14 protein-coding genes are annotated in these 23,023 nt (G+C 71.9%); 9 read left to right on the top strand and 5 right to left on the bottom strand.

Going from position 1 to position 23,023, the window contains the following annotated elements; genetic code table 11:
* Positions 1-179 precede the first annotated feature (179 nt).
* The 6 genes from OHS70_RS23045 to OHS70_RS23020 all read left to right on the top strand — a co-directional run bounded on the left by OHS70_RS23045 (position 180) and on the right by OHS70_RS23020 (position 12,264).
* A complete protein-coding gene (locus tag OHS70_RS23045; protein WP_328400017.1) occupies positions 180-3,731 on the top strand; it encodes an FtsK/SpoIIIE domain-containing protein in 3,552 nt (1,183 codons plus the stop codon).
* Positions 3,732-3,901: 170 nt separating this feature from the next.
* Positions 3,902-5,263, top strand: a complete 1,362-nt coding sequence (locus OHS70_RS23040) for an ABC transporter substrate-binding protein (RefSeq protein WP_328400015.1) — start codon at positions 3,902-3,904, stop codon at positions 5,261-5,263.
* A gap of 4 nt (positions 5,264-5,267) precedes the next feature.
* The gene (locus OHS70_RS23035; protein WP_328400013.1) at positions 5,268-6,614 is read left to right on the top strand and encodes a carbohydrate ABC transporter permease; all 1,347 of its coding nucleotides are present in this window, start codon (positions 5,268-5,270) and stop codon (positions 6,612-6,614) included.
* Entirely contained in the window at positions 6,611-7,522 is a 912-nt protein-coding gene (locus tag OHS70_RS23030; protein WP_328400011.1) for a carbohydrate ABC transporter permease, read from the top strand. Before OHS70_RS23035 ends, OHS70_RS23030 begins: the two co-directional genes overlap by 4 nt.
* Positions 7,523-7,678: 156 nt before the next feature.
* Positions 7,679-9,937, top strand: a complete 2,259-nt coding sequence (locus tag OHS70_RS23025) for a bifunctional glycosyltransferase/CDP-glycerol:glycerophosphate glycerophosphotransferase (RefSeq protein ID WP_328400009.1) — start codon at positions 7,679-7,681, stop codon at positions 9,935-9,937.
* A 38-nt stretch (positions 9,938-9,975) separates the two neighbouring features.
* Positions 9,976-12,264, top strand: coding sequence for a bifunctional glycosyltransferase/CDP-glycerol:glycerophosphate glycerophosphotransferase (locus OHS70_RS23020; RefSeq protein WP_328400007.1), 2,289 nt, complete (start codon positions 9,976-9,978; stop codon positions 12,262-12,264).
* A 54-nt stretch (positions 12,265-12,318) separates the two neighbouring features.
* Here OHS70_RS23020 and OHS70_RS23015 read toward each other — a convergent pair whose 3' ends face one another.
* The 5 genes from OHS70_RS23015 to OHS70_RS22995 all read right to left on the bottom strand — a co-directional run bounded on the left by OHS70_RS23015 (position 12,319) and on the right by OHS70_RS22995 (position 19,975).
* Positions 12,319-12,693, bottom strand: coding sequence for a hypothetical protein (locus OHS70_RS23015; protein ID WP_328400005.1), 375 nt, complete (start codon positions 12,691-12,693; stop codon positions 12,319-12,321).
* A gap of 34 nt (positions 12,694-12,727) precedes the next feature.
* On the bottom strand, positions 12,728-14,263 hold the full coding sequence (locus OHS70_RS23010; protein ID WP_328405846.1) for a bifunctional glycosyltransferase/class I SAM-dependent methyltransferase: 1,536 nt from the start codon (positions 14,261-14,263) through the stop codon (positions 12,728-12,730).
* 44 nt (positions 14,264-14,307) lie between these two features.
* On the bottom strand, positions 14,308-15,540 hold the full coding sequence (locus tag OHS70_RS23005) for a glycosyltransferase 87 family protein (RefSeq protein WP_328400003.1): 1,233 nt from the start codon (positions 15,538-15,540) through the stop codon (positions 14,308-14,310).
* A 201-nt stretch (positions 15,541-15,741) separates the two neighbouring features.
* A complete protein-coding gene (locus tag OHS70_RS23000; RefSeq protein ID WP_328400001.1) occupies positions 15,742-19,209 on the bottom strand; it encodes a bifunctional glycosyltransferase/CDP-glycerol:glycerophosphate glycerophosphotransferase in 3,468 nt (1,155 codons plus the stop codon).
* A 148-nt stretch (positions 19,210-19,357) separates the two neighbouring features.
* The gene (locus OHS70_RS22995; RefSeq protein ID WP_328399999.1) at positions 19,358-19,975 is read right to left on the bottom strand and encodes a TetR/AcrR family transcriptional regulator; all 618 of its coding nucleotides are present in this window, start codon (positions 19,973-19,975) and stop codon (positions 19,358-19,360) included.
* 117 nt (positions 19,976-20,092) lie between these two features.
* Between OHS70_RS22995 and OHS70_RS22990 the strand changes: the two genes are divergently transcribed.
* The 3 genes from OHS70_RS22990 to OHS70_RS22980 are packed head-to-tail and all read left to right on the top strand — an operon-like array spanning position 20,093 to position 22,793.
* Positions 20,093-20,983: an ABC transporter permease gene (locus OHS70_RS22990; protein ID WP_328399997.1), complete on the top strand. Its 891-nt coding sequence runs from the start codon at positions 20,093-20,095 to the stop codon at positions 20,981-20,983.
* Positions 20,976-21,752: an ABC transporter ATP-binding protein gene (locus OHS70_RS22985; RefSeq protein WP_328399995.1), complete on the top strand. Its 777-nt coding sequence runs from the start codon at positions 20,976-20,978 to the stop codon at positions 21,750-21,752. Before OHS70_RS22990 ends, OHS70_RS22985 begins: the two co-directional genes overlap by 8 nt.
* A 54-nt stretch (positions 21,753-21,806) precedes the next feature.
* Entirely contained in the window at positions 21,807-22,793 is a 987-nt protein-coding gene (locus tag OHS70_RS22980; protein WP_328399993.1) for a serine/threonine-protein kinase, read from the top strand.
* Positions 22,794-23,023 lie beyond the last annotated feature (230 nt).

The following is a 23,023-nucleotide window of genomic DNA, read 5'->3' as shown; positions in this document are numbered from 1 at the left end:
TGTTGTCGGTGGCAGGTGCGAGGATGCCCCCAGCACACAGTCACGTGGGGGGTGCCTCCTTTTGCGCTGCGGCGTTCAGGGGGAGGGAGCCCGTGGCACGTGCCGACCTGCCGGGTGGGGGCGATCACAGGGCTGGCTCCCCTGCCGGGTACCCCGCGCAGAAGGGATTGCTGACGGCGATGCAGATCCGGCTGACCGTTCTCGCGCCGCGCGGCGGCCAGTCCGCGCCCGCCGGGCGCCCGTGCGACGTGCTGGTCACCGCGCCCGCCGGGACGGCGCTCGCCGCGGTGGCCTCCGGTCTGGCCGCCGCCGTCTCCGGCCCGGACGCCTCGGGCTCCGTCGTGCTGTACGCGGGGCAGGAGCGGCTCGATCCGCAGCGCCGCACGCTGGGGGAGCCGCCGCTGGTGGACGGCGCGGTGCTGTCCCTCCAGACACCGGGTGAGGCGGACGCCGTCGAGACGGACGTCTCGGCGCAGCTCCATGTCGTCGCCGGGCCCGACGCGGGCGGGGTCCATCTGCTGCACGGCGGCCGGATAAGCGTCGGCCGCTCGGCGGAGGCCGACGTACCGCTGGACGACCCCGACGTCTCACGGCTGCACTGTGCGGTCACGATCGGGGAGGACGGCCGGGTGACGGTCGCCGACCTCGGCTCCACGAACGGCACCACGGTGGACGGCGCCCCCGTGACCGCGCGCCCGGCGCACCTCCCGGCGGGCGCGCTGCTGCGCCTCGGCGAATCCACTCTGCGCCTGGCGTCCGCGGAGGGCACTGCGCCCCTGACGACCACCCCCGACGGCGAGGGCCATCTGCGGGTCACGCGGCCGGGAGCGGACGGGGCCGGCCCGGGGTCACCGAGTGCGGCCGGGCCCGCCGTCACGGGACAGGCCGGGCTGCCCCAGGGCAGGCCGCGGGCCGGAGCCGAGGCGGCATACGGCCCCGGGGGCGCGTCAGCGGGCCGGGAGCCCTCCTCGGCGGGTGGTGTGCGCGGCGAGGCGGCCGTGGCCGCCTCGCAGGAGCGGCCGGGCCGCAGGACCCCGTCCTGGGCCGCGGGGGCGCAGGATGCGACCCCACCCGATGGTTACGGCTCCGCCGGGCTGCCGCGCCCGTCCGGACCGGACGGATCGCCCGCCTCGTCCGGGCAGTACACGGCGTACGGCTCCGCCGGATCAGGCGCGGCCGGACCGGACGACCGGCACGGGGCGCCCGCGCACACATCAGCGCCGCAGGCCCCGACGACGTCGGGCACGGCAGCCATCGACGAACACTGGGGCCACGGCTTCCCCGGCCCGGAGGGCGGGCGCGAGGCGAGCGGGCGGCACGGGACGGGCGAGAGCGCCCGCGCCGACCAGCGCGGGCCGTTCGGCTCCGCCGGAGCGGACCGGGACGCCCAGGGGGACCGGGCATCGCACACCACCGCCGGTACCGGCGCCATGACACCCCCGGGGCCGTACGGCCATGACGGCAGCCCGCCCCGCGTGCCCGCTCAGTACGACCCAGCCGCGCACAGCAGGGCCGATGACCCGGCCGGCGGGGAAGGACCCGACGGGCACACGCTCTCCGTCCCGCACGGGACGCGGGCCGGCACCCCGCCGCGCCGGCGCGGCATAGGAGCCTGGGCGCGGCGGCTCACCGGTGGGCGGGAGGACCGCGCACCGCAGGAGCTCGGCCTCCCCGGGCCCAGGACGGCCGGTGCCACGGCGACCGGTGGAGGGCGCTGGCCCGACCCCGCCGCGGTGCTGCTCACCGCGCTCGGCCCTGGCCCCCGCTTGTGGGAGCGCGGCACCGAGCACCCCGAGTCCCTCGTACTGCGCCTCGGCACGACCGACCGTGCCGAGCTGCCCTCCGTGCCGGTGACGGTCGCCCTGCGCGAGGCCGGTTCGCTCGGGCTCGCCGGACCCAGGGCGCGGCTCGCGGGCCTGGCCCGGTCCGCCGTGGCCCAGCTTGCCGCGCTGCACTCGCCGGCCGATCTGGAGATCGTGCTGATCAGCACCGACCGGGCCAGGAGCCTGGAGGAGCGCCGGAGCGAGTGGGCGTGGCTCGGCTGGCTGCCGCATCTGCGCCCGGCGCACGGCCAGGACTGCCGGCTGCTGCTCGCCTACGACCGGGACCAGGCCGCCGCCCGTGCCGCCGAGCTGACCCGCCGCCTGGACGACGGCCCGCTCGGTCCCGGCTGGCCGAGCGCCGACCGCAGGGCCGTCACGGCGGCCGCCGCCCGCCACACGGGCCCCCGCACCGTGGTGATCGTCGACGGCGACCCGGGCACGGCGGAACTGCGCGAGACGACGGCACGGCTGGCCGGAGCGGGCTGGGCCGCCGGAATCCATCTGATCTGCGTGGCCGAGACCCCGGCCGCCTCCCCGCTCTCCCCCGTCGCCGCCACCTACGAGGCGGCCTGCGCGGACTCGCTGCCGTTCCGCGAGTGCGGCGCGGTCGCCCTGCTCAGCGGCGATGTCGCGACGGCCCTGCGCCTGATGCGCGTGGCCGGCGGACAGCCCGCGGGCCACGGCACCGTCGGTGCGGTGGACGCGGTGTCGGCGCCCTGGGCGGAGCGTTTCGCCCGTGCCCTCGCACCCCTGCGCACCGAAGGGGGCGCGGCCTCCCCCGGCCGGGTCACCGCGCTGCCCCGGTCGGCACGGCTGCTGGACGAGCTGGAGCTGGCCCGCGCCACGCCCGCGTCGCTGATGGCGCGCTGGGCCTCGGCGGGCGACGGCACGGTCGTGCTCGGCGCGGGTCCGCGCGGCCCGCTCGCCGTGGACCTCACCGAGGAGGGCCCGCATCTGCTGATCGAGGGCCCGGCGGGCAGCGGCCGTACAGAACTGCTGCGCTCGATCGCGGCCTCGCTCTGCGCCGCCGGCCGCCCGGACCGCCTCGGTCTGCTGCTGGTCGACGGAGCGGGCGGCGAGCGCGGCGAAGGTCTCGCGGCGTGCACGGAACTGCCTCATGTCACCGAGCACCTGGTGGCGAGCGACCCGGTCCGGATGCGCGCGTTCGCCCAGGCCCTCGGCGCCGAGCTGAAGCAGCGCGCCGAGCTGCTGGGCCACGCGAGCTTCGCCGAGTGGCAGGGGCAGGGCGGCGTCACCGGCCACCCGTCCGCCCAGGGCACCGCGGGCACGGCCGAGCAGCGCGGTGATCTGGACTCGCCCGCGTCCGGCACGCTGCGGCTGCGGCCCGGAGCACGGACCAGGAGCCAGGAGCCCGACCCCCTGCCGCGCCTGGTGGTGCTGGTGGACGACTTCGACGCGCTCGTGGCCCCCGCGCTCGGCAGCCCGGGCCGCCCCGCGGCCGGTTCCGTGGTGCGGGCGCTGGAGGCGGTGGCCCGGGACGGCGAGCGGCTCGGCGTCCATCTGGTGGCGACGTCCTCGCGTCCCGACCGGACCGCGGACACGGCCCTTGCCGAAGACGCCCGGCTGCGGGTCGTCCTGGATGCGCCGCCCGTGTCCCCGGGGCCGGACGACCCCGCTCCGGGCCGCGGCCGGCTGGGGCATCCGGACGGCCGGGTGACCCCGTTCCAGGGCGGGCGGGTGACCGGCCGCATTCCGCGGACGGCGACCTTGCGTCCCACTGTGGTCCCGCTCGAGTGGGAGCGGATGGGCGACCCGCCGACCCGCCGCCCGGTGCGCGAACTGGGCAACGGCCCGACCGACCTGGCACTGCTGGCCAGCGCCCTGGAGCGAGCTGCACGTTCGGTGGACGCGAAGCCCGTGCAGCCGCTGACCCCGGCCCGTCCCTGACCCCGTTCCCGTCCCCGCCGCGTCCTGATGCGACGTCACAAGCCCATCACGAAGGGCCGGTTGCCGCCGGAGGCGGTATTGCGACACCCGTATCACGGGCGTAGACCTGGATCACAGGACAGCACGCACGGGAGATCGGGACAGCAGCGCACGGGAGAGACGGGTCAGAGATGCGCACAACTCTTCGTACGGGCAGGGCCGCAGCGGTTTGCGTCGCGATCGGCGCACTCACCCTCGCCGGATGCGGCGGCGACAAGGACGACGACGGGCCGAAGGACAGCGGGAGCAAGGGCAAGGATCCGGCCACGACGGTCCAACTGCCCAAGCTCAGCGGCGAGAAGATCGAGGTCGCCGCCGTCTGGACCGGCCCCGAGCAGGAGAACTTCACCAAGGTTCTCAAGGAGTTCGAGAAGCGCACCGGAGCCACGGTCACCTTTGTCCCGGCGCAGGACCCGATCGTCAACTTCCTCGGCACGAAGATCGCGGGTGGCTCTCCCCCGGACGTGGCGATGCTGCCCCAGGTCGGCGCGATCCAGCAGGCCGTGGAGCGCAAGTGGGCCAAACCCGTCGGCGCGGAGGCCAAGGCTCAGCTGGCGAAGAACTACGCGAAGGGCTGGCAGGACCTCGGCGCCGTGGACGGTACGCAGTACGGCGTGTACTACAAGGCCGCCAACAAGTCGCTGATCTGGTACAACACCACGGCCTTCGAGAACGCCGGCGCCCAGGAGCCGAAGACCTGGAAGGACTTCCTGGCGACGGCCGAGACGATCTCCGCCTCGGGTGTCACACCGGTCTCGGTCGCGGGTGCGGACGGCTGGACGCTCACCGACTGGTTCGAGAACATCTATCTCTCCCAGGCGGGCCCGGAGAAGTACGACCAGCTCGCCCAGCACAGGATCAAGTGGACCGACCCGTCGGTGAAGGACGCCCTGACGACCCTCGCCGAGCTGTTCGGCAAGCCGTCGCTCATCTCGGGCGGCGCGGACGGGGCGCTCCAGACGGAGTTCCCCGCCTCGGTCACCCAGACGTTCAGCGGCGGCGACCAGCCCAAGGGCGCGATGGTCTTCGAGGGCGACTTCGTGACGGTGAACATCGCGCAGACCGAAGCCAAGATCGGTACGGACGCCAAGGTGTTCCCCTTCCCGGCCGTCGGTGCCGAGCCCCCGGTGGTGACGGGCGGCGACGCGGCCGTGGCGCTCAAGGACAGCAAGGGCGCACAGGCGCTGCTGACCTTCCTCGCCTCGCCGGATGCCGCGAGGATCCAGGCAGAGGTGGGCGGCTTCCTCTCGCCGAACAAGTCCCTGGACCCGGCGGCGTATCCGAACGACGTGCAACGCGACATCGCCAAGGCGCTGATCGCCTCGGGCGACAACTTCCGCTTCGACATGTCCGACCAGATGCCGCAGTCCTTCGGCGGCACGCCCGGCAAGGGCGAGTGGAAGGCGCTGCAGGACTTCCTGAAGAACCCGAAGGACGTCGCGGGCACCCAGCAGAAGCTGGAGCGGGACGCCGCCAAGGCGTACCAGAGCTGACGTCATGTCGGCCGTCACCGCGGGGGGCGCGGCAGGTCCGACGCCCCCCGCCGACAAGCGCAAGAGCGTGACCGGCACCCGCAAAGCCGTCGCGGCCGCCTTTCTGCTGCCCGCGCTGGTGCTGCTGGGCGCGCTCGTGGTCTACCCGATCGGGTACTCCCTCCAGCGGTCCTTCTTCGACCAGTCGGGCAGCGGCTTCGCGGGGCTCGGCAACTACCGGGAGATCTTCACCGACGACACCATCCTGACCGCGGTCAAGAACAACGCGATCTGGGTCGTGGTCGCGCCGACCCTCGCCACGGCGCTCGGTCTGATCTTCGCCGTGCTCACCGAACGCGTGCGCTGGGGCACGGCGTTCAAGCTGGTCGTCTTCATGCCGATGGCGATCTCGATGCTCGCCGCGGGCATCATCTTCCGGCTCGTGTACGAGCAGGATCCGGAGCGTGGCGTGGCCAACGCGGTGTGGGTGGGCGTCCACGACACGTTCGAAGGATCCGCCGGATTCCCCAAGGCGCATCCACTGCCCGCGCATCCGCTGAAGGCGGCCGGCGGCGGCGCGTTCGTCACCAAGGAGCCGGTCACGGCCACAGCACCGGTCCGGCTTCCGCTGGTCGGTGTGGCACCCGCGAAAATGCCGTCCGACGCGCGGCCGGCGAAGACACCCGTGCCCGGCGACGGGAGGATCACCGGCACGGCCTGGCTGGACTTCACCAAGGGCGGCGGCGGGAGACCCAACACCATCGACCCCAAGGAGCTCGGACTCAAGGGCATCACGGTGGAGGCGGTCAAGGACGGCACCGTGGTCGCCGAGGCCCGGGCCGGCGCGGACGGCACGTTCACGCTGCCGGCCGAGGCGGAAGGGGCCCTGCTGCGGCTGCCCGCGGAGAACTTCCGGGAGCCGTACAACGGCGTGAACTGGCTCGGCCCGAATCTGGTCACCCCCGCGATCATCGGAAGCTATGTGTGGATGTGGGCGGGCTTCGCGATGGTGCTGATCGCGGCGGGCCTCGCGAGCGTTCCGCGCGAACTGCTCGAAGCGGCGCGCGTCGACGGCGCGAACGAATGGCAGGTCTTCCGCAAGGTGACCGTGCCGCTGCTCGCTCCGGTCCTGGCGGTCGTCCTGGTCACACTGATGATCAATGTGCTGAAGATCTTCGACCTGGTCTTCATCATCGCGCCGGGCTCCTCGCAGGACGACGCCAACGTCCTCGCGCTCCAGCTCTACCGCTCGTCGTTCGGCACGGACGCGCATCCGGGCCTGGGTAGCGCGATCGCTGTCCTGCTGCTTCTGCTGGTGCTGCCGGTGATGTTCTTCAACATCCGGCGGATGCGAAGGGAGGGCCGGCGATGAGTGCCACCACCGACGCCGTCGTGAAGTCGGCCGCGGCTCCTGCGGCCGTGAAGGCGAAACCGTCCCTCGCCGCCAGGCTCGCCGCCCGCACCGGTGGCGGCGCGCTCCGTGTCTTCCTGGTCCTGGCCGGTCTGTTCTGGCTGATGCCGACCGTCGGTCTGCTGCTCTCCTCCCTGCGCGGCTCCGGCGACATCGGCGAGAGCGGCTGGTGGGCGGTCTTCACCAGACCCGCCCAGCTGACCACCGAGAACTACTCGCGCCTCCTGCAGAACGAAGCGATCACCGACTCCCTCCTCTCCACGGTGATGATCACCGTCCCGGCGACCGTGCTGGTCGTGGTCATCGGCGCACTCGCCGGATACGCGTTCGCCTGGATGGAATTCCCCGGGCGTGACTGGTGGTTCATGGTGGTCGTGGGCCTGCTCGTGGTCCCGGTGCAGGTCGCGCTCGTGCCCGTGTCGGAACTGTTCGGCACGATCGGCATCTTCGAGACGACGATCGGCGTGATCCTCTTCCATGTCGCCTTCGGACTGCCCTTCGCGGTCTTCCTCCTGCGGAACTTCTTCGCGGAGATTCCGCGTGAGCTGCTGGAGGCCGCTCGGCTCGACGGGGCGGGCGAGATACGGCTGTTCACCCGGGTCGTGATGCCGCTGGGCGGCCCCGCGATCGCCTCGCTGGGCATCTTCCAGTTCCTGTGGGTCTGGAACGACATGCTGGTCGCGCTGATCTTCGCGGACTCCGAGTCCGCGCCGATCACGGTGGCGCTCCAGCGCCAGGTACGGCAGTTCGGCAACAACATCGACGTCCTCGCGCCCGGCGCGTTCGTCTCGATGATCATCCCACTGGCCGTGTTCTTCGCCTTCCAGCGCCAGTTCGTCACTGGCGTGATGGCGGGAGCGGTCAAGTGAGCCACTGATACTGGGGCATAGGGGGTGAAGGCGGTCGGTTACCCCGTAACCGGGCCGCCTTCTCCCGTTCGTCCCCCATACGCCACGTGCGGCGTAACCAAGTCACCCCATTGGCCGTTCTCGGGCCATCTGCCCGCGCCGACCCATGGATGTGCCGTGCCCCGGTTCAGCGTCATTGTGCCCGCGTTCAAGGTTCAGGCGTATCTGCGCGAATGCCTGGATTCGGTGCTGACACAGTCCTTCGACGACATCGAGCTGATCGCGGTCGACGACTGCTCGCCGGACGGCTGCGGCGCGATCATGGACGAGGTCGCGGCCGGCGACAGCCGCGTCCGCGTGCTTCATCTGGCCGAGAACGCGGGGCTCGGCCAGGCCCGCAATGCCGGTCTCGCCCGCGCGAGCGGCGACTACGTGCTCTTCCTGGACAGCGACGACACCCTCGTCCCCGGCGCCCTGCAGGCCATCGCCGAACGGCTCGAGAACACCGGCGACCCCGACCTGCTGATCTTCGACTACGCCCGCACCTACTGGACGGGCGAGATCACCCGCAACACGTTCGCCGAATTGCTCACCGAGCAGGGCCCGGCGACGTTCCGGCTCGAGGACCGGCCGGGGCTGCTGAAGCTGCTGATGGTGGTCTGGAACAAGGCGTACAAGCGGGAGTTCGTCGAGCGCGAGGGCTTCAGCTTCCCGCCCGGCTACTACGAGGACACCCCCTGGACCTATCCGGCGCTGCTGGCCGCCTCCGGCATCGCCACGCTGGACCGGGTGTGCGTGCACTACCGCCAGCGCCGACAGGGCGGCAACATCCTCGCCACCACCAGCCGCAGGCACTTCGACATCTTCGACCAGTACGACCGGGTGTTCGCGTTCCTCGACGCCCGGCCCGAGCTCGCGTCGTGGAGGCCGGTCCTGTTCCGCCGCATGATCGACCACTTCTCGACGCTCGCCACCGCCCGGGACCGGCTGCCGCGCGGCAGCCGCGGCGAGTTCTTCCGCCGGGCCCGTGCCCACTGCCGCCGCCACCACAGTCCCGGCGCCACCTTGCCCCTGCGCGGCCGGCTGCGCCACGGCCTGATCCGGCGCGGACGCCACCGCGTCTACCGGGCCCTGTGGTCCGCCGACCTGCTGCGCACACGGATCCGCCGTATCGCCGGCCTGGGCCACCGGGCCGTGCGGGCCGCGGTGCTGCAGCTGCACTACCGCGTCCAGCTGCGGCTTCCCCTCCGCTCCGACCTCGCCGTGTTCGCCGCGTACTGGCACCGCGGCTACGCCTGCAACCCGGCCGCCGTCGAGGCGGCCGTACGCGAACTCGCCCCGCACATCAGCACCGCCTGGATCGCCGCGCCCGAGCACCACCACACCGTCCCGCCCGCCACCCGCAGGCTCACCCCGGGCACGTTCGCCTACTGGTCGGCACTCGCTCGCGCCAGATACCTCGTCAACAACGTCAACTTCGATCGCCGGCTGGTCAAGCGGTCCGGCCAGATCATGGTGCAGACCCACCACGGCACGCCGCTGAAGACGATGGGCATCGACCTCCAGGAACGCCCCGCGGCCGGCGCGGCGACGGACTTCGAGCAGCTGCTGGCCAATGCCGACAAGTGGGACTACTCGCTGTCCGCCAACCGCCACTCCACCCTGGTGTGGGAAAGGGCCTATCCGTCGTCGTGCACCACGCTGGAGTACGGCTATCCGCGCAACGACGTCTTCCAGCGCACGAGCCACGACGAGGTGGCCCGGCTGCGTGAGACGCTCGGCATCCCCGAGGGCGCGACGGCGGTGCTGTACGCCCCCACCCACCGCGACTACCGCCGCACCCAGCGCCCGCCGATCGACCTGGCACGCCTCGCCGATGCCCTCGGTCCGCGCTTCGTCCTGCTCACCCGCGCCCACTACCTCCACGACGGCGGCATGCCCGCCACGCACCCGGGCGTCGTGGACGTCTCCGGCCACCCGGGCATCGAGACCCTGGCGCTCGCCTCCGACGCGCTGATCACCGACTACTCGTCCCTGATGTTCGACTACGCCAACCTCGACCGGCCGATCGTGCTGCACACCGGCGACTGGGACGCCTACCAGGCGGCCCGCGGTACCTACTTCGACGTGCGGTCCTGCCCGCCCGGCGCCGTGGCCCGCACGGAGGACGAACTGAGGGACATCTTCACCACCGGCCACTGGCGCGGCTCCCGCTCGGCCCAGCTGCGGGCCGCGTTCCGTGAGCGCTTCTGCCCCTACGACGACGGGCACGCCGCCGAGCGCGTGGTGCGCCGGGTCTTCCTGAACGAGACCGGGGGCCTGCCCGCCTTCGTACCGCTGCAGCACCGGAAGCCGGTGCGGGCGGGCGTTCCCGTACCGCAGCAATCGTCCGTGCGGCACGCCCCCGACGGGCTCGCTCCGCTGCACCACGTCTGACGAAGAAGCCCGAAGCACACCGACGAGAAAGAGTGTCCATGCCCCGCCTGAGCGTCATCGTCCCCGTCCGTCATGTGCGCGGGAGCCTGCGCGAGTGCCTGAGTTCGGTGCTCTCGCAGTCCTTCGCCGACTTCGAGATCATCGGGGTCGCCGACGGATCACCGGACGGCTCGGGGCAGCTGCTCGACGAGATCGCCGCCCGCGACCCCCGGGTGCGCGCCGTCCATCTCGCGCAGCCCGCGGGCTCCGACGGCCGGCGCACGGCCGGGACCGAACGGGCCACCGGCGACTACCTGCTGTTCCTGGAGGCGGGCCATGTCCTGCTGCCGGGGGCGCTGCAGCGCATCGCCGACCGGCTCGCGGCCGCCGAGGACCCCGATGTGCTGCTTTACGGCCATGTCCGCACCCCGTTCCGCGGTACGCCGCTGCCCAGCCGCTCCCTCCAGCTGCTGAGCGAGCTGGGCGACCGCACCGTGTGCACGCTCGCCGATCGTCCCGAGCTGCTCCAGGTCGCGGCCGTGTGCTGGAACCGCGCGGTGCGCCGCGACTTCCACGAGGCCGGGCAGGTGCCCTTCGCCCCGGGCCAGTACGGCGACCGGACCTATGCGCTCGGCACGCTGGTGACCGCACGGACCGTCGCCACCCTGCCCGCGGCCTGTGTCGAGCACCGAGGGCAGCGCCAGCTGCCCTCGCCCGCCGAGCCGGAGGACCAGGTCGCGCCGAACGACCTCGTCGAGCAGTTCAGCGAGCTGTTCGACGCGCTGCAGGGCACGCCGCGCTTCGACTCCGTGCACGGCCCGCTGTTCGCGCTGGCCTGCCGGGAGCTGCTGGAGGCGTACGCGACCGTCCCGCGCCGACGGCGCAGCTATGCGCGGGCGGTGGCGGCCTTCCACCGGGACCACCGGCCGAAGGGCCACCAGTCGCCCGGCGGGTTCGGGGCGCTGCGGCTGCGGCTGCTGACGAGGGGCCGCTGGGGCAGGCTCAGGGGTCTCGATGCGGCGTTGGCGGTCCGCCGGGGCCTGCTGGCCGCCGGCCCCGCCGTCCGGAGCCGGGCGGCACGCAGGCTGTTCCCTCTCTACTACCGGTTCCAGCGGCTGCTGCCGCTCAACCGCAGGCTCGCCGTCTACAGCGCGTACTGGAACCGCGGTGTGAGCTGCAATCCGGCCGCGATCCAGCACAAGGCCGCGGAGCTGGCGCCGAAGGTGCGCGGGGTGTGGGTGCTCTCGCCGAAGGCCGCGGCCGAACTGCCGCCCGGCGTCGACCATGTGGTGCCCGGCACACGCCGCTACTGGTCGGTGATGGCCCGGGCCACGTATTTCATCAGCAACGTCAACTTCCCCAATCAGGTGGTCAAGCGGCGCGGCCAGGTCCATGTGATGACCCACCACGGCACCCCGCTCAAGGTGATGGGCGTGGGCCAGCACGCCTACCCGGCCGCCGCGCAGGGGCTCAACTTCAAGGATCTGCTGCGCCGCGTCGACCGCTGGGACATCAGCCTGTCGTCCAACCCGCACTCCACGGAGAGCTGGTCGCAGGCCTATCCGAGCGCGGCCCGTCATCTGGAGTCCGGCTATCCGCGCAACGACATCCTGGTCACCGCCACCGAAGAGCGGATCGCCGCGGCCCGCGCCGGGCTCGGCATCCGCCCCGGGCAGCGGGCGATCCTGTACGCGCCGACCTTCCGCGACTACGAGCGGACCTTCACCTGCCGGCTCGATCCGGAGCGGATCGCGGCGGAACTCGGCGAGGACACCGTGCTGCTGGTCCGCGCCCACTACTTCCACGACGAGAGCGGGCTGACCGGGCACCGCGGCATTGTGGACGTCTCGGACCATCCGAGCACCGAGGAGCTGTGTCTGGCGGCGGACGCGCTGATCACCGACTACTCGTCCGTGATGTTCGACTACGCCAACCTCGACCGGCCCATCGTGGTGCACGCGCCCGACTGGGAGATCTACCGGGCCGTGCGCGGTGTCTGCTTCGACCTGCTCTCCGGCGAGCCCGGCGACACCCCGGGGGCGGTGACGCGTACGACGGAGGAGGTGATCCGGGTCTTCTCCGACGGCACCTGGGACAGCGCGCAGAACCGGGCGCTGCGCGCCGCCTTCCGGGCCCGGTTCTGCACGTTCGACGACGGCAGGGCCGCCGAGCGGGTCGTGCGGCATGTGCTGCTCGGCGAACGGGAGTTGCCGGCTGTGGTGCCGCTGGAGGAGCGCCGCCCGGTCGCCGTACCGCGGCAGACGGACGCGGGCACCGCACCGGAGCCGCCCGCCGGGCCCGCCGCCGGGGAAGCAACGGCGCCGGAGCCGGCCGAGCACAGGGCCTGACGGCGTCCGGGGGCGGGCGGACACCGTGATCCCGGTCCGCCCGCCCCCGTGCGCTCAGCGCTGCTGGCCCGCCATCACCGTGATCAGACCGGCGACCACCATCAGCGAGCCGCCCCACGTCCAGATCGAGGTCCGTTCGTGCAGCACGGTCGAACCGGCGAGCACGATCAGCAGATAGCCCAGCGCGTTGAACGGGTAGGCGACGCTCAGCGGCACCTGCGCCAGCGTCGACATCCAGGCCACCGCCGACACCGCGAAGACGAGCAGCCCGAACACCACCCAGGGGGTGGCAGCGGCCCGCAGCACCAGCGATCCTCCGTCGTGCTCGGCCGCGGCTGCCGCGGACCGCATGCCGTGCTTCAGCATGATCTGCCCGGCCGCCGACGAGAAGACCGCGAAGAGCAGCAACAGCAGACTGGGCAGGGACAAGATCTTCCTCCTGGCAGGGAGCCCGCGATCCGGCTCAGGTGCCGGCGCCCACTCGGCCCGCTCGCTCGGCGGGGACGTACGGGTGGTTGAGGATGTCCTGGACATCGACGTGCTCCCCAGCGATGATCGTCTGCGCCGCGTGCGGGGTGAGCACCGCGACGTACTGATAGCCGAAGAGTGTCGGCCGCATTCGGGTCAGAAGACCGGAGATCCTGCCCAGTGCCCTGGGGAGGATCCCTCCGCCGAGCACGGACCAGAAGGGTGCGCCGGTCGCGCTGACCCTCAGCAGGTCGTAGCCGGCGGAGCGCACCGTACGGCGCAGGCTGCCACGGGTGAAGAAGCGCAGATGCGTCTCGTCGAGGATGCCGCGCCGGTCGTAGTCGAAGATCCCGAGCGTGACGCGCAGCCGTGCGTACCAGTGGCTGAAGTTCGGTACGGACAGCAGCACCTTCCCGCCCGGGCTCAGCACCTCCGCGATCTCTCTGAGCACCCGCTCGGGGTGGGAGAGATGCTCGATGACGTCTCCCGCGACCACATAGTCGAAGTCGTTGCCGAGGTCCGCCGGCAGTCCCTCCTCCAGGTCGGCGAGGAGGAACGCCGAGCAGCGCTCCCGTACGCCGGGCACCTCGACGAAGTCGACGCCGGTGACGGTGTGGCCCTGGGCTTCGAGGCGCTGCGCGAACAGCCCGCCGGAGCAGCCGAGGTCCAGGACCCGGCCGGGCGGCAGTTTGCGCATGATCCGCAGGATCGCGGAGTGCGAGGAGCCGTCGCCCTCCTTGAAGGCGTAGTCGACCGGTTTGGGGATCCAGGGGCAGGTGCCGAAGCCCTTGAGCGCGAGCCGGTACTCGAGGACGTCCTTGACGACGTCCCTGGCGTAGCGCAGACCGTTGACGTAACAGATCTCGTCGCCGTAGTAGGTCGGGATGGGGATCTCCTTGATCCGCATCCCGGCGTCGAGCAGCTGGATGATGATCTGGGTGTCGAAGTCGAAGGCGTCGGTGTTGCGGTCGATCGGCAGATGGCGCAGGGCGGCGACGCTGTAGGCGCGGTATCCGGAGTGGAACTCGGTGAGCCGCGAGCCGAGCAGTCCGTTCTCGAGCCGGGTCAGGATCCGGTTGCCGAGCCACTTGTACATCGGCATACCGCCCTTGAGCGCGCTGCCGGCCCGCATCATCCGGGAGCCGAACACGGCCTCGCATTCGCCGCGTTCGATGGGGGCGACCATCTGGGGCAGCAGTTCGGGGGCGTACTGGCCGTCGCCGTGCAGCAGCACCACGATGTCGAGGCCGCGCTCGGCCGCGAGCGCGTAACCCGCCTTCTGGTTGCCGCCGTAACCGAGGTTCTTGGTGTGCCGCATGACGACGGTCGGCGGATTGCCCGGGTGCTGGGACCAGCGGCAACCCGCCGTGAACGTTTCGTCATGGCTGGCGTCGTCGAGGATGAGGACCTCGGCGACACGGGACCGGAAGTCCTCCGGGATGCGGTCGAGCGTCCTCTCCAGCGTGGACTCGGCGTTGTACGCCACTACCAGGATGCCGATCCGTGGGCTCGGACGGCACGGGCTTTCCATCACGAGGGCTTCTCTACTCTCCGTTGATTTCGGTTCGGTCGGAATCAGTTGACGGGGGAGGCGGGGGTGGCGGGCGACTGCGCGCGCGGGGCCACGACGGTGACCGGCTCCTGCTCCGACGGCGGGCACGGGGCGGTGAGGACTCTGCGGACGCCGGACACGATCCCGGCTGCCAGCAGCACCCAGCCGGCCGCGGCCAGGACGAGCGCGGCGTCGTTCCAGCGGACGGCGCTCGCGCCCCGGTAGACGAGAACCGTGACGACACCGACGACGACGCTGAAAGCGGCCCCCTCCCACAGTCCGAACAGGAAGAGGCCGACCACGGGCCAGGCCAGGTACTGGACGGCCGAGCCGGTGCTGAGCAGGAGCAGGAGCGTCAGTGACAGGGCGACGCCGTAGGCCGGCGCGGTGGGCCGCATCCAGGCGAGAGCGGCCCCGGCGGCCATGCAGAGCAGCACGACCAGGAAGTGGAAGTCGCTGTGCAGGGTGACGATGAACTCGTCGGACGCGCCCAGCCAGTCGGCGAACTTGACGAGGCCCCACAGCCGCGCCCGTCCGCCCTCGTACTCCAGGACCTTCGCCCGCAGCGGCTCGGGCACGGTCTCCACGACCGGGCCCCACAGCAGCAGCAGGACGCCGCCGAGCGCGGCGGCGAAGCGGCCCAGAGCAGGGCGGCCGGCCCGGGCCGCGGCCACGATCAGTGCGGGAATCGCCACGACCGGAATGAGTTTGACGCTGACGGCGAGTGCGGCGGACATTCCGGCGGCGAACGGGGCGCGGCGGTCGACGAGCAGATAGGCGGCGGCGACCATCAGCATGATGGCGACCGAATCCGTGTTTCCGTGATATCCGGATGTCGCGATGAGAACGGGACTCACCGCGCAGCCGATCGCGCACGCCGTCGCCGCACGCACCGAACGCCGCTTGCGCAGAATTTCGAAAACGAGAAGGACCGACACGAAGTCGGCCAGGCACGCGGGTGCGCGGATCAGGGTGGCGAACGGAATTCCGAGCTGGTGGAGCTCGTCCAGTCCGAGCAGCATCCAGCTCGCGAGCGGCGGGTGGTTGTAGACCGGCAGCCCCGGCATCGGATGCTCGTAGATGCGGATCGGACCCACCTGGGAGATCGCGCGTGCGAACGCACCGAAGAACCGCACGTCGGCGGGGCCGGGCAGCTGGGCGGCGAGCGCCATTTTCGCCACGAAGGCGACCGCCGCCACCGAAGCCACGAGGGTTCGCGCTCTTCGCACATCCAGCGTTCCGGTCTTCGTTCGCAAGCGCAGCTCCATGGCCGCCGAACGTAGCAATCCGCAACGTCAACAGCGCGCACCGATAAACACACTTAAATGCTGGACTGCTGACTGCGCTGCGATCTTTGGCAAAGGAACGGCGCGCGAATCACCCGGACGGTCCATACCGGTCCGTAACCCGAACGATTCAGGCCGTTCACCACACGTCCTTCCGTATGCCCGACGCCGTCAACTCGACGGCCCGCGTCGGAACTCGTCGAGCATCCGGTCGGCGACCGCCGAGGCAGCCCTCGCATCGTCGAGATCGCAGAACACGTCACGGAAGGCGGCGTACCCGTCCTCGAACGCGGCGGTCGCGGCGGACGGGTCGCGCAGTGCCTCGATCAGCTCCGCGCTGCCGGGCACCAGCGGCCCCGGAGCCCGGCTCTCGAAGTCGAAGTAGAACCCGCGCAGCGTGTCCCGGTAGTGCTCCAGGTCGTAGGTGTGGAACAGCATCGGGCGGCCGGTCTGCGCGAAGTCGAACATCAGCGAGGAGTAGTCGGTGACAAGTACGTCGCTCACCAGCATCAGCTCCGCGACGTCGGGGTAGCGCGAGACGTCACGGGCGAAGCCCCCCGTGCCGGGCAGCGGGTCGTTGACCAGATAGTGCCGGCGGATCAGCAGATGGTGGCCGGCGCCGAGCCGTTCGCGCGCGGCGGCCAGGTCGAGCCGGAGATCCATGGCGTAGCGGCCGCCGCCCTTGGGCCGGTCCTCACGCCAGGTCGGCGCGTACAGCACGACCTTCTTGCCGTCCGGGATCTCCAGACGCTCACGCACGCTCGCGGCGATCTTCACCCGGTCCTCGGCGTGCAGCAGCGCATTGCGCGGATAGCCGGATTCCAGCACTTCGCCCTCGTAGCCGAAGGCGCGGCGCAGGATCGGCGTGGAGAAGCGGTTGGGCGAGACGAGCAGACTCCACTGGGCGGCCCTGCGCGGCAGGGACTCGATGTAGGGACGGTTGGCCTGGGCAGTGCCCAGAAGGTCCCGACCGATGCGCTTGAGCGGGGTGCCGTGCCAGGTCTGCACCACGAACTGGTCCGTGCCGCGCTCGAACCAGTCCGGCAGCTGGGTGTTGGTGACCACGGCCCTGGCCGTCGCCAGGGCCTCGTGCCAGTCGGCACCGCCGTAAGCGATCGCGCGGACTCCCGAGGGCAGCCGTACCTGCTGGTCGCGCACCACCCACAGATGCTCGAACGGGGTCTCGCGGCGCAGCAGTTCCTCATGGACGGCGCGCGGCGAGTCGGAGTACTGGCGGCCGTCGAAGCTGCAGAAGAGGACGGTGTCCCGGCGCGGGCCCACGCGCAGCACCGCCCCACGCTCACGCAGCCGCCGCTCGTTGAACCCGCCCCGCTCGCCGGGGGGCAGGACCGGACCGGACTCCAGGACCAGCTGATCGTGGAAGCGGCGGTTCAGCGCGAAGTCCCGTCCGCGCAGGCCCTGCACGGCGGGTACGGCGGCGTGCTCGGCGGGCGCGAGGCGCATCGGGGAGTAGCGTGCCGGATCGCTCTCGCCCCGCTTGCGGAAGAAGAAGTACCAGCGCCCCTCGGCCAGCGGCAGCTCGCCGCCGAGGCCGTCGACGGCGGAGGGGGCGAGGACGGCACGGAACCGGCCGCCGTCCTGCGCGTCCACGGGGAAGGCCGCCTCCTCGTGGGTGCCGCTGTGCTGCAGCACCAGCTCGGTCTGCCGCAGCGCCTGCTCGGGGAAGCTGCCTTCCACCACCAGCTCGCCGGACAAGGCCCAGGCGAAGGTGTCCGCGATGGGCTGGGGGGTCTGCTCCGACAGGACCAGGTTGCCGGACGCGTCGGTGGTGAACACGAGTTCGCGGGCGGGGTCGGGGAGCGCGTGGCGGCCGGGGTCGGCGGCGCGCACGGCGACCGGGAGGCGGCTGCCGTCGGCGCGCAGGAGCCGGACGTTCCAGGGACACGTCCGGGACTCGCCGTCGGACGCGAGGGCCTCCACGGCGACTTCCGCGGCAAAGGCACCACCGGTGAACGTGACGGGGACCTCGATGTGCTCCTTGGTGTGGCGGCTGTCGAGCCGCAGCGCCCTCGGCGCGGGTCCGGCGCCCAGAGCGGTTCCTTCGATGCGGACGCGTCCCCCCGGCGCGGCCCGGTGTCCGGTGAACACGGCGGCGACCCGTTCGGTCTTCAGCCTCAGCTTGTTGCCGGACAGCACAGGCACGATGCGGAGATCGTCGCGCACGTGGTGGACGGCGGGGGCGGCGGGGTTGCCGGACAGCCGCACCGGGGCGCGCAGCAGCCTTCCGCCGCTGAGAATGCCCACTTCGATGTTCCAGGTGGCGTCCGTCGTCCCGAGCCGGGTGGGGTCGACGACCGTCTCGAAGCCTGACCGGTCGTAGCAGTGCAGGCTCTGCCGGGAATCCGCGGTCGCCTGGGGGGCGTCGGCGGCACGCAGCCGCAGCGGCACCACACGCCGTCTGCCGGACCGCAGCCACCCGAGGGTGACCGGCCGCCGTTCGTCGCAGGGCTGGTTGCGGAGGTACGCGTATCCCTTGAGATGCAGCATGCCGTCACGCCATGCCACCTCGGTGAGGTGCGCGATCACCGGCAGTTCGGCGGCGCCGAGCCGTGCGACGCCGCGCGGGAGGGGCGCGGTCAGGACCGGGTACGCGGCCCGGGAGCGGCGCAGCCCGCGAAGGCGGAAGGCGTCGCGGCCGCCCTGCTTCTCGTAGGCGAGGAGATCGAGCAGCTCGGCCAGGCGGCGTTCGCGCACGAGCTGCCACTTGACGCGCAGATGCAGCGGCAGTGCGGCAGTCGCCCGCTGCCCGGCACTGCCGGCGAAGGCACCGGCATGCTCGAGGAACGCCTGGTGGTATTCGGCGTCCCCGTCCGGCAGCGCCTCCATGAACAGCCACAGATCGCTGCTGAGCACGCTGGTCTCGTAACGCCGCCTGCCCTCCGCCCACTTTTTCTCCCGCGCGAGGAACTGCTGCGCACGGCTGACGGATGCGACCCGGTCGTGCACGGCCTGCGGCCTGGCCCTGCGGGTGGTGATGGAGCCGTCCCGGTCCCGCCAGAGGTAGACCGAGTCGTGCAGCACGTCCACGGACGCGGCGAGGAAGTGCGCGGGCAGGATCACCGGGATGTCCTCGAACAGCACGCCTTCGGGGAACGCGAAGGAGTGCCGGTCCCAGAACGTCCTGCGGAACACCTTGTTGCAGGCGATCCGGTCGTACAGCAGCGCCCAGTGCCTGGTGACGTGAGTGGCGGTGCGCGAGGTGGCCATCGGCTCGCGGAACATCGGCGACTGCTCGGTCCTGCCGCTCGCGCGCAGCCGGAACACGTTCCCGGTGACGAAGTCGGACCCCGACGTATCGAGCGAAGCGACCATTTTCTCGTATGCGCCGGCGGGCACGACGTCGTCGCTGTCCACGAACGTCAGGAACTCCCCGCGCGCGTGCCGGATCCCGGTGTTGCGCGCTGCGCCGAGCCCCGCGTTCTCCTGTGACACAAGCCGGAAGCGCGCATCCTTCTCCGCGAAGGCGCGGGCGATCTCGGCGCTGCCGTCCGTGGAGCCGTCGTCCACCATGACGACCTCGATGTCACGCAGGCTCTGCCCGGCAAGGGAGCCCAGGCATTCCTCGAGAAACTCGTCCACGTTGTACACGGGAACGACGACGCTGAGCCGAACCGGCATGGTGAGCACGTCCATTCAGAGCGCGGGGTTGCTGCGGAGAACAACCCGTTCACCGCACCGTGGTCACCACGCACTGGGCCGTCCGGGTGACGCCCGCCCACCGCCGGGCCGGGCCGCCCCTGCCCCCCGCGCCGCTTCCGGGGACCCGTCAGGCCTTCAGCGCCGCCACTGCCGACCTCGCCAACTCGTCCAGGTACCCCTTCGGGAGCCCCCCGCGCACCACGACCAGCCGCCAGTACAGCGGGCCCACGATCACGTCCAGCGCCCTGTCCGGGGAGGTCGATCCGGGGAGTTCGCCGCGGGCGACCGCGTCGCGGACCACCAGAGTCGCGACGCCCCGCTGCGCGTCCAGCAGTGCCGCCTTGATCGCGTCCGAGATCTCCGGCTGACGCGCCGCCTCGACCAGCAGGTCGGGGATGACCCGGGAGGCGACCGGGTGGCGCAGGGCGTGGGACGCCACCTCGAGGAGCGCGCGCACATCGCCGTACAGCGAACCCGTCTCCGGCACCGGCAGCCCCTGCGCCGCGAACGCCGAGAGCAGGTCCAGCACCAGCGACAGCTTCGACTTCCAGCGCCGGTAGACCGCCGTCTTGCCGACACCCGCCCGCCGGGCGATGCCTTCGATGGACATACGCGCGAAGCCGACCGCCGCCAGCTCCTCGAAGACGGCGGCGCGGATCGCATCCGTCACGTCCTCCCGGAGCACGGCGGCTCCCGCCGGGGCGCGGCGCGGGGTTCCAGGGTCCGTGGGCATGCACAGGAGCATAGCCCGTGACGACGAGACGGTTGCGTCGCGACGTCCGACGGTCCTACCCTCCCCGTAGCGACGAAACGGTCCCGTCCCGTCGTCCATGCCTACCTCCCCCACCCGAAAGCGAGCCCCGTGAGCAGTCCGCCGCCGCCGACCGCAGATCTCGCCTCACTCGCCGCCCGCCACGGGCTCACCGTGAGCGGCGCCCGGCCCTCCCTGCCGGCTTACCTCCGGCAGCTGTGGTCGCGCCGGCACTTCATCACCGCGTTCGCCACCGCCAAGCTCACCGCCCAGTACAGCCAGGCGAAGCTCGGCCAGGTCTGGCAGCTGATGACCCCGCTGCTGAACGCCGCGGTCTACTACCTGATCTTCGGCAAGATCCTGAACACCAGCAAGGACGTCCCAGACTTCGTCCCCTTCCTGGTCACGGGCGTCTTCATCTGGACCTTCACCGCCAACTCGATCATGTCCGGCACCCGGGCCATCTCCGGCAACATCGGGCTTGTGCGGGCCCTGCACTTCCCCCGGGCCTCCCTGCCCGTCGCACTCGCCCTGCAACAGCTCCAGCAACTGCTGTTCTCGCTCGGGGCGCTGGTCGTGATCCTGACCGTCCTCGGCGAGTTCCCGCGATGGTCGTGGCTGCTGGCGGTCCCGGCGCTGGTGCTGCAGTGCGCCTTCAACACCGGTCTGTCGATGGTCCTGGCCCGCCTCGGCGCCCGCACCCCCGACATCGCCCAGCTGATGCCGTTCGTCCTGCGCACCTGGATGTACGCGTCCGGCGTGATGTTCAGCATTCCGCACATCCTCAAGGACCGGGACCTGCCGGAGTTCGTCGTCCTGGCGCTCAAGTGCAACCCGGCCGCCGTCTACATCGACCTGGTCCGTTTCGCGTTCATCGACTCCTACACCGCCGACCGGCTGCCCCCGCACGTCTGGGCCCTGGCCCTGGGATGGGCCGTGGTCCTGGCCGTCGGCGGTTTCGTGTACTTCTGGAAGGCAGAGGAGCAGTACGGCCGTGGCTGAGTCAGAGCAGGTCCCCACCGTCGTCGTCGACGGCGTCCACATCACCTACAAGGTCAACGGCGCGCGCACCGGCAAGGGCAGCGCCACCTCCGCCCTCAGCCGGATCCTGTCCCGCCGCGGCACCCCCGGCGTACGCGAGGTGCACGCCGTGAAGGGCGTCAGTTTCGCCGCGTACAAGGGCGAGGCGATCGGGCTGATCGGCTCCAACGGCTCCGGCAAGTCGACGCTGCTCAAGGCCATCGCGGGCCTGCTGCCGACCGCCAGGGGCAAGGTCTACACCCAGGGCCAGCCCTCGCTGCTCGGCGTGAACGCCGCCCTGATGTCGGATCTGACCGGCGAGCGCAATGTCGTCCTCGGCGGACTGGCGATGGGCATGACCCGTGAACAGGTCCGGGCCCGCTACGACGACATCGTCGACTTCTCCGGGATCAACGACAAGGGCGACTTCATCTCGCTGCCGATGCGTACGTACTCCTCCGGCATGGGGGCCCGGCTACGGTTCTCGATCGCCGCCGCGAAGAGCCATGACGTCCTGCTCATCGACGAGGCCCTGTCCACCGGTGACGCCCGCTTCCGGCGCCGCAGCCAGCAGCGCATCGACGAGCTGCGCAAGGAGGCCGGCACGGTCTTCCTGGTCAGCCACAGCAACTCGACCATCACCGAGAGCTGCGACCGGGCGATCTGGCTGGAGGCGGGGGTGCTGCAGATGGACGGCCCGGCGAAGGAAGTCGTCGCCGCGTACGAGGAGTTCACCGGCTCCCGCAAGTGACACCTGCCGGCGCCGTGTGGCGATAGGCTCCTCTGCGGTGCCAAGGGGGTCGGGATGGGGAACCGTGGGCCGCAGCCGCTGAGGGACGACGACCCTCGCGAGATCGCCGGATACGTTCTCGAGGCACGGATCGGCGAGGGCGGTATGGGCACCGTCTTCCTCACCCGCACGCATGACGGCCGCCATCCCGTCGCCCTGAAGCTGATCCGCCGCGAGCACGCGCAGAGCGAGAACTTCCGCAGACGCTTCGCCCGCGAGGTCGAGGCTGCCCGCCGGGTGCGGGGCAGTCATCTGGCCGAGGTCGTCGACCATGACGCCGAAGGGCCGCGGCCCTGGCTCGCCACCCGCTATGTGCCGGGGCTACCGCTGGACGTGGCGCTCAAGGAGTTCGGTCCGCTGCCGGTGGACTGCGTCCTGCGGCTGACGGCCTGCGCGGCGCGGGCGCTGGATGCCGTCCACACCGCCGGTCTCATCCACCGGGACGTGAAGCCGGGCAATCTGCTGCTGACGGCCGAGGGGCCGTGGCTGATCGACTTCGGCATCGCCCGCGCCGCCGACGGCACCTCGGCGCTGACCACGGTGGGCCGGATGGTGGGCACGCCCAAGTACATGTCGCCGGAGCACGCCCTGGGGCGCGCGCTCACCCCCGCGTCGGACGTGTTCACGCTCGGCCTGGTCGCCGCCGAGGCGGCCTCAGGGCGCCACCCGTACGGCGAGGGCGGCGGCTTCGTGCTCGCCACCCGCATCGCCGGCACCGCGCACGAGCCCCCGGACCTGAGCGCCCATCCGGCGGCGCTGCGCGTGGTGCTGGCCGCGGCGCTCGCGGCCGGCCCGGAGGACAGGCCGTCGGCCGCGGAGATCGCCGGGCTGTGCCACCGGGCCGTGGGAAGCGACATGGGCAGCGGCGGCTTCGCGGGCCGGCTCCCGAAGCAGATCGCCTCGGCCGTGACCGCCATCGAACGAACCGCCCGCATGGCGGCACCGGCACCGAAGGACCCGAGGGCATCGGGCTGGCTGCGGAGGATGCGCGGCGACTCCTGACCCCCGCCGGGCGGCTGCCCCGGCCTGGGGTGACACGGCCGTCCGGCCCCGCGGACGTCTGCTCGCGCGCGCCGCCGCCGGGGCCCGGCCCGCAACGCGACTGCCCGCGAGGAACGAACCGACGCCGCCGTCCTCGTCCGGCGCAGTCCGGCCGCGCCGCCGAAGCACCGGACCGCCACCCGGCAGGCAACGCACCCGGCGGCCACCGCACACCTGCTCGCCCCGGACCC

This window comes from Streptomyces sp. NBC_00390, from assembly GCF_036057275.1.
Lineage (GTDB): Bacteria > Actinomycetota > Actinomycetes > Streptomycetales > Streptomycetaceae > Streptomyces.
Note: the sequence above shows the minus strand (reverse complement) of the source record. Positions and strands in the feature narration are given on the sequence as shown.

Coding starts and splice junctions, on each gene's coding strand:
- OHS70_RS23040 (WP_328400015.1), top strand. CDS start 3,902: ATGCGCACAACTCTTCGTACGGGCAGGGCCGCAGCGGTTTGCGTCGCG.
- OHS70_RS23020 (WP_328400007.1), top strand. CDS start 9,976: ATGCCCCGCCTGAGCGTCATCGTCCCCGTCCGTCATGTGCGCGGGAGC.
- OHS70_RS22995 (WP_328399999.1), bottom strand. CDS start 19,975: ATGCTCCTGTGCATGCCCACGGACCCTGGAACCCCGCGCCGCGCCCCG.
- OHS70_RS22980 (WP_328399993.1), top strand. CDS start 21,807: ATGGGGAACCGTGGGCCGCAGCCGCTGAGGGACGACGACCCTCGCGAG.
- OHS70_RS23045 (WP_328400017.1), top strand. CDS start 180: ATGCAGATCCGGCTGACCGTTCTCGCGCCGCGCGGCGGCCAGTCCGCG.
- OHS70_RS23035 (WP_328400013.1), top strand. CDS start 5,268: ATGTCGGCCGTCACCGCGGGGGGCGCGGCAGGTCCGACGCCCCCCGCC.
- OHS70_RS23010 (WP_328405846.1), bottom strand. CDS start 14,263: ATGGAAAGCCCGTGCCGTCCGAGCCCACGGATCGGCATCCTGGTAGTG.
- OHS70_RS23000 (WP_328400001.1), bottom strand. CDS start 19,209: ATGCCGGTTCGGCTCAGCGTCGTCGTTCCCGTGTACAACGTGGACGAG.
- OHS70_RS23030 (WP_328400011.1), top strand. CDS start 6,611: ATGAGTGCCACCACCGACGCCGTCGTGAAGTCGGCCGCGGCTCCTGCG.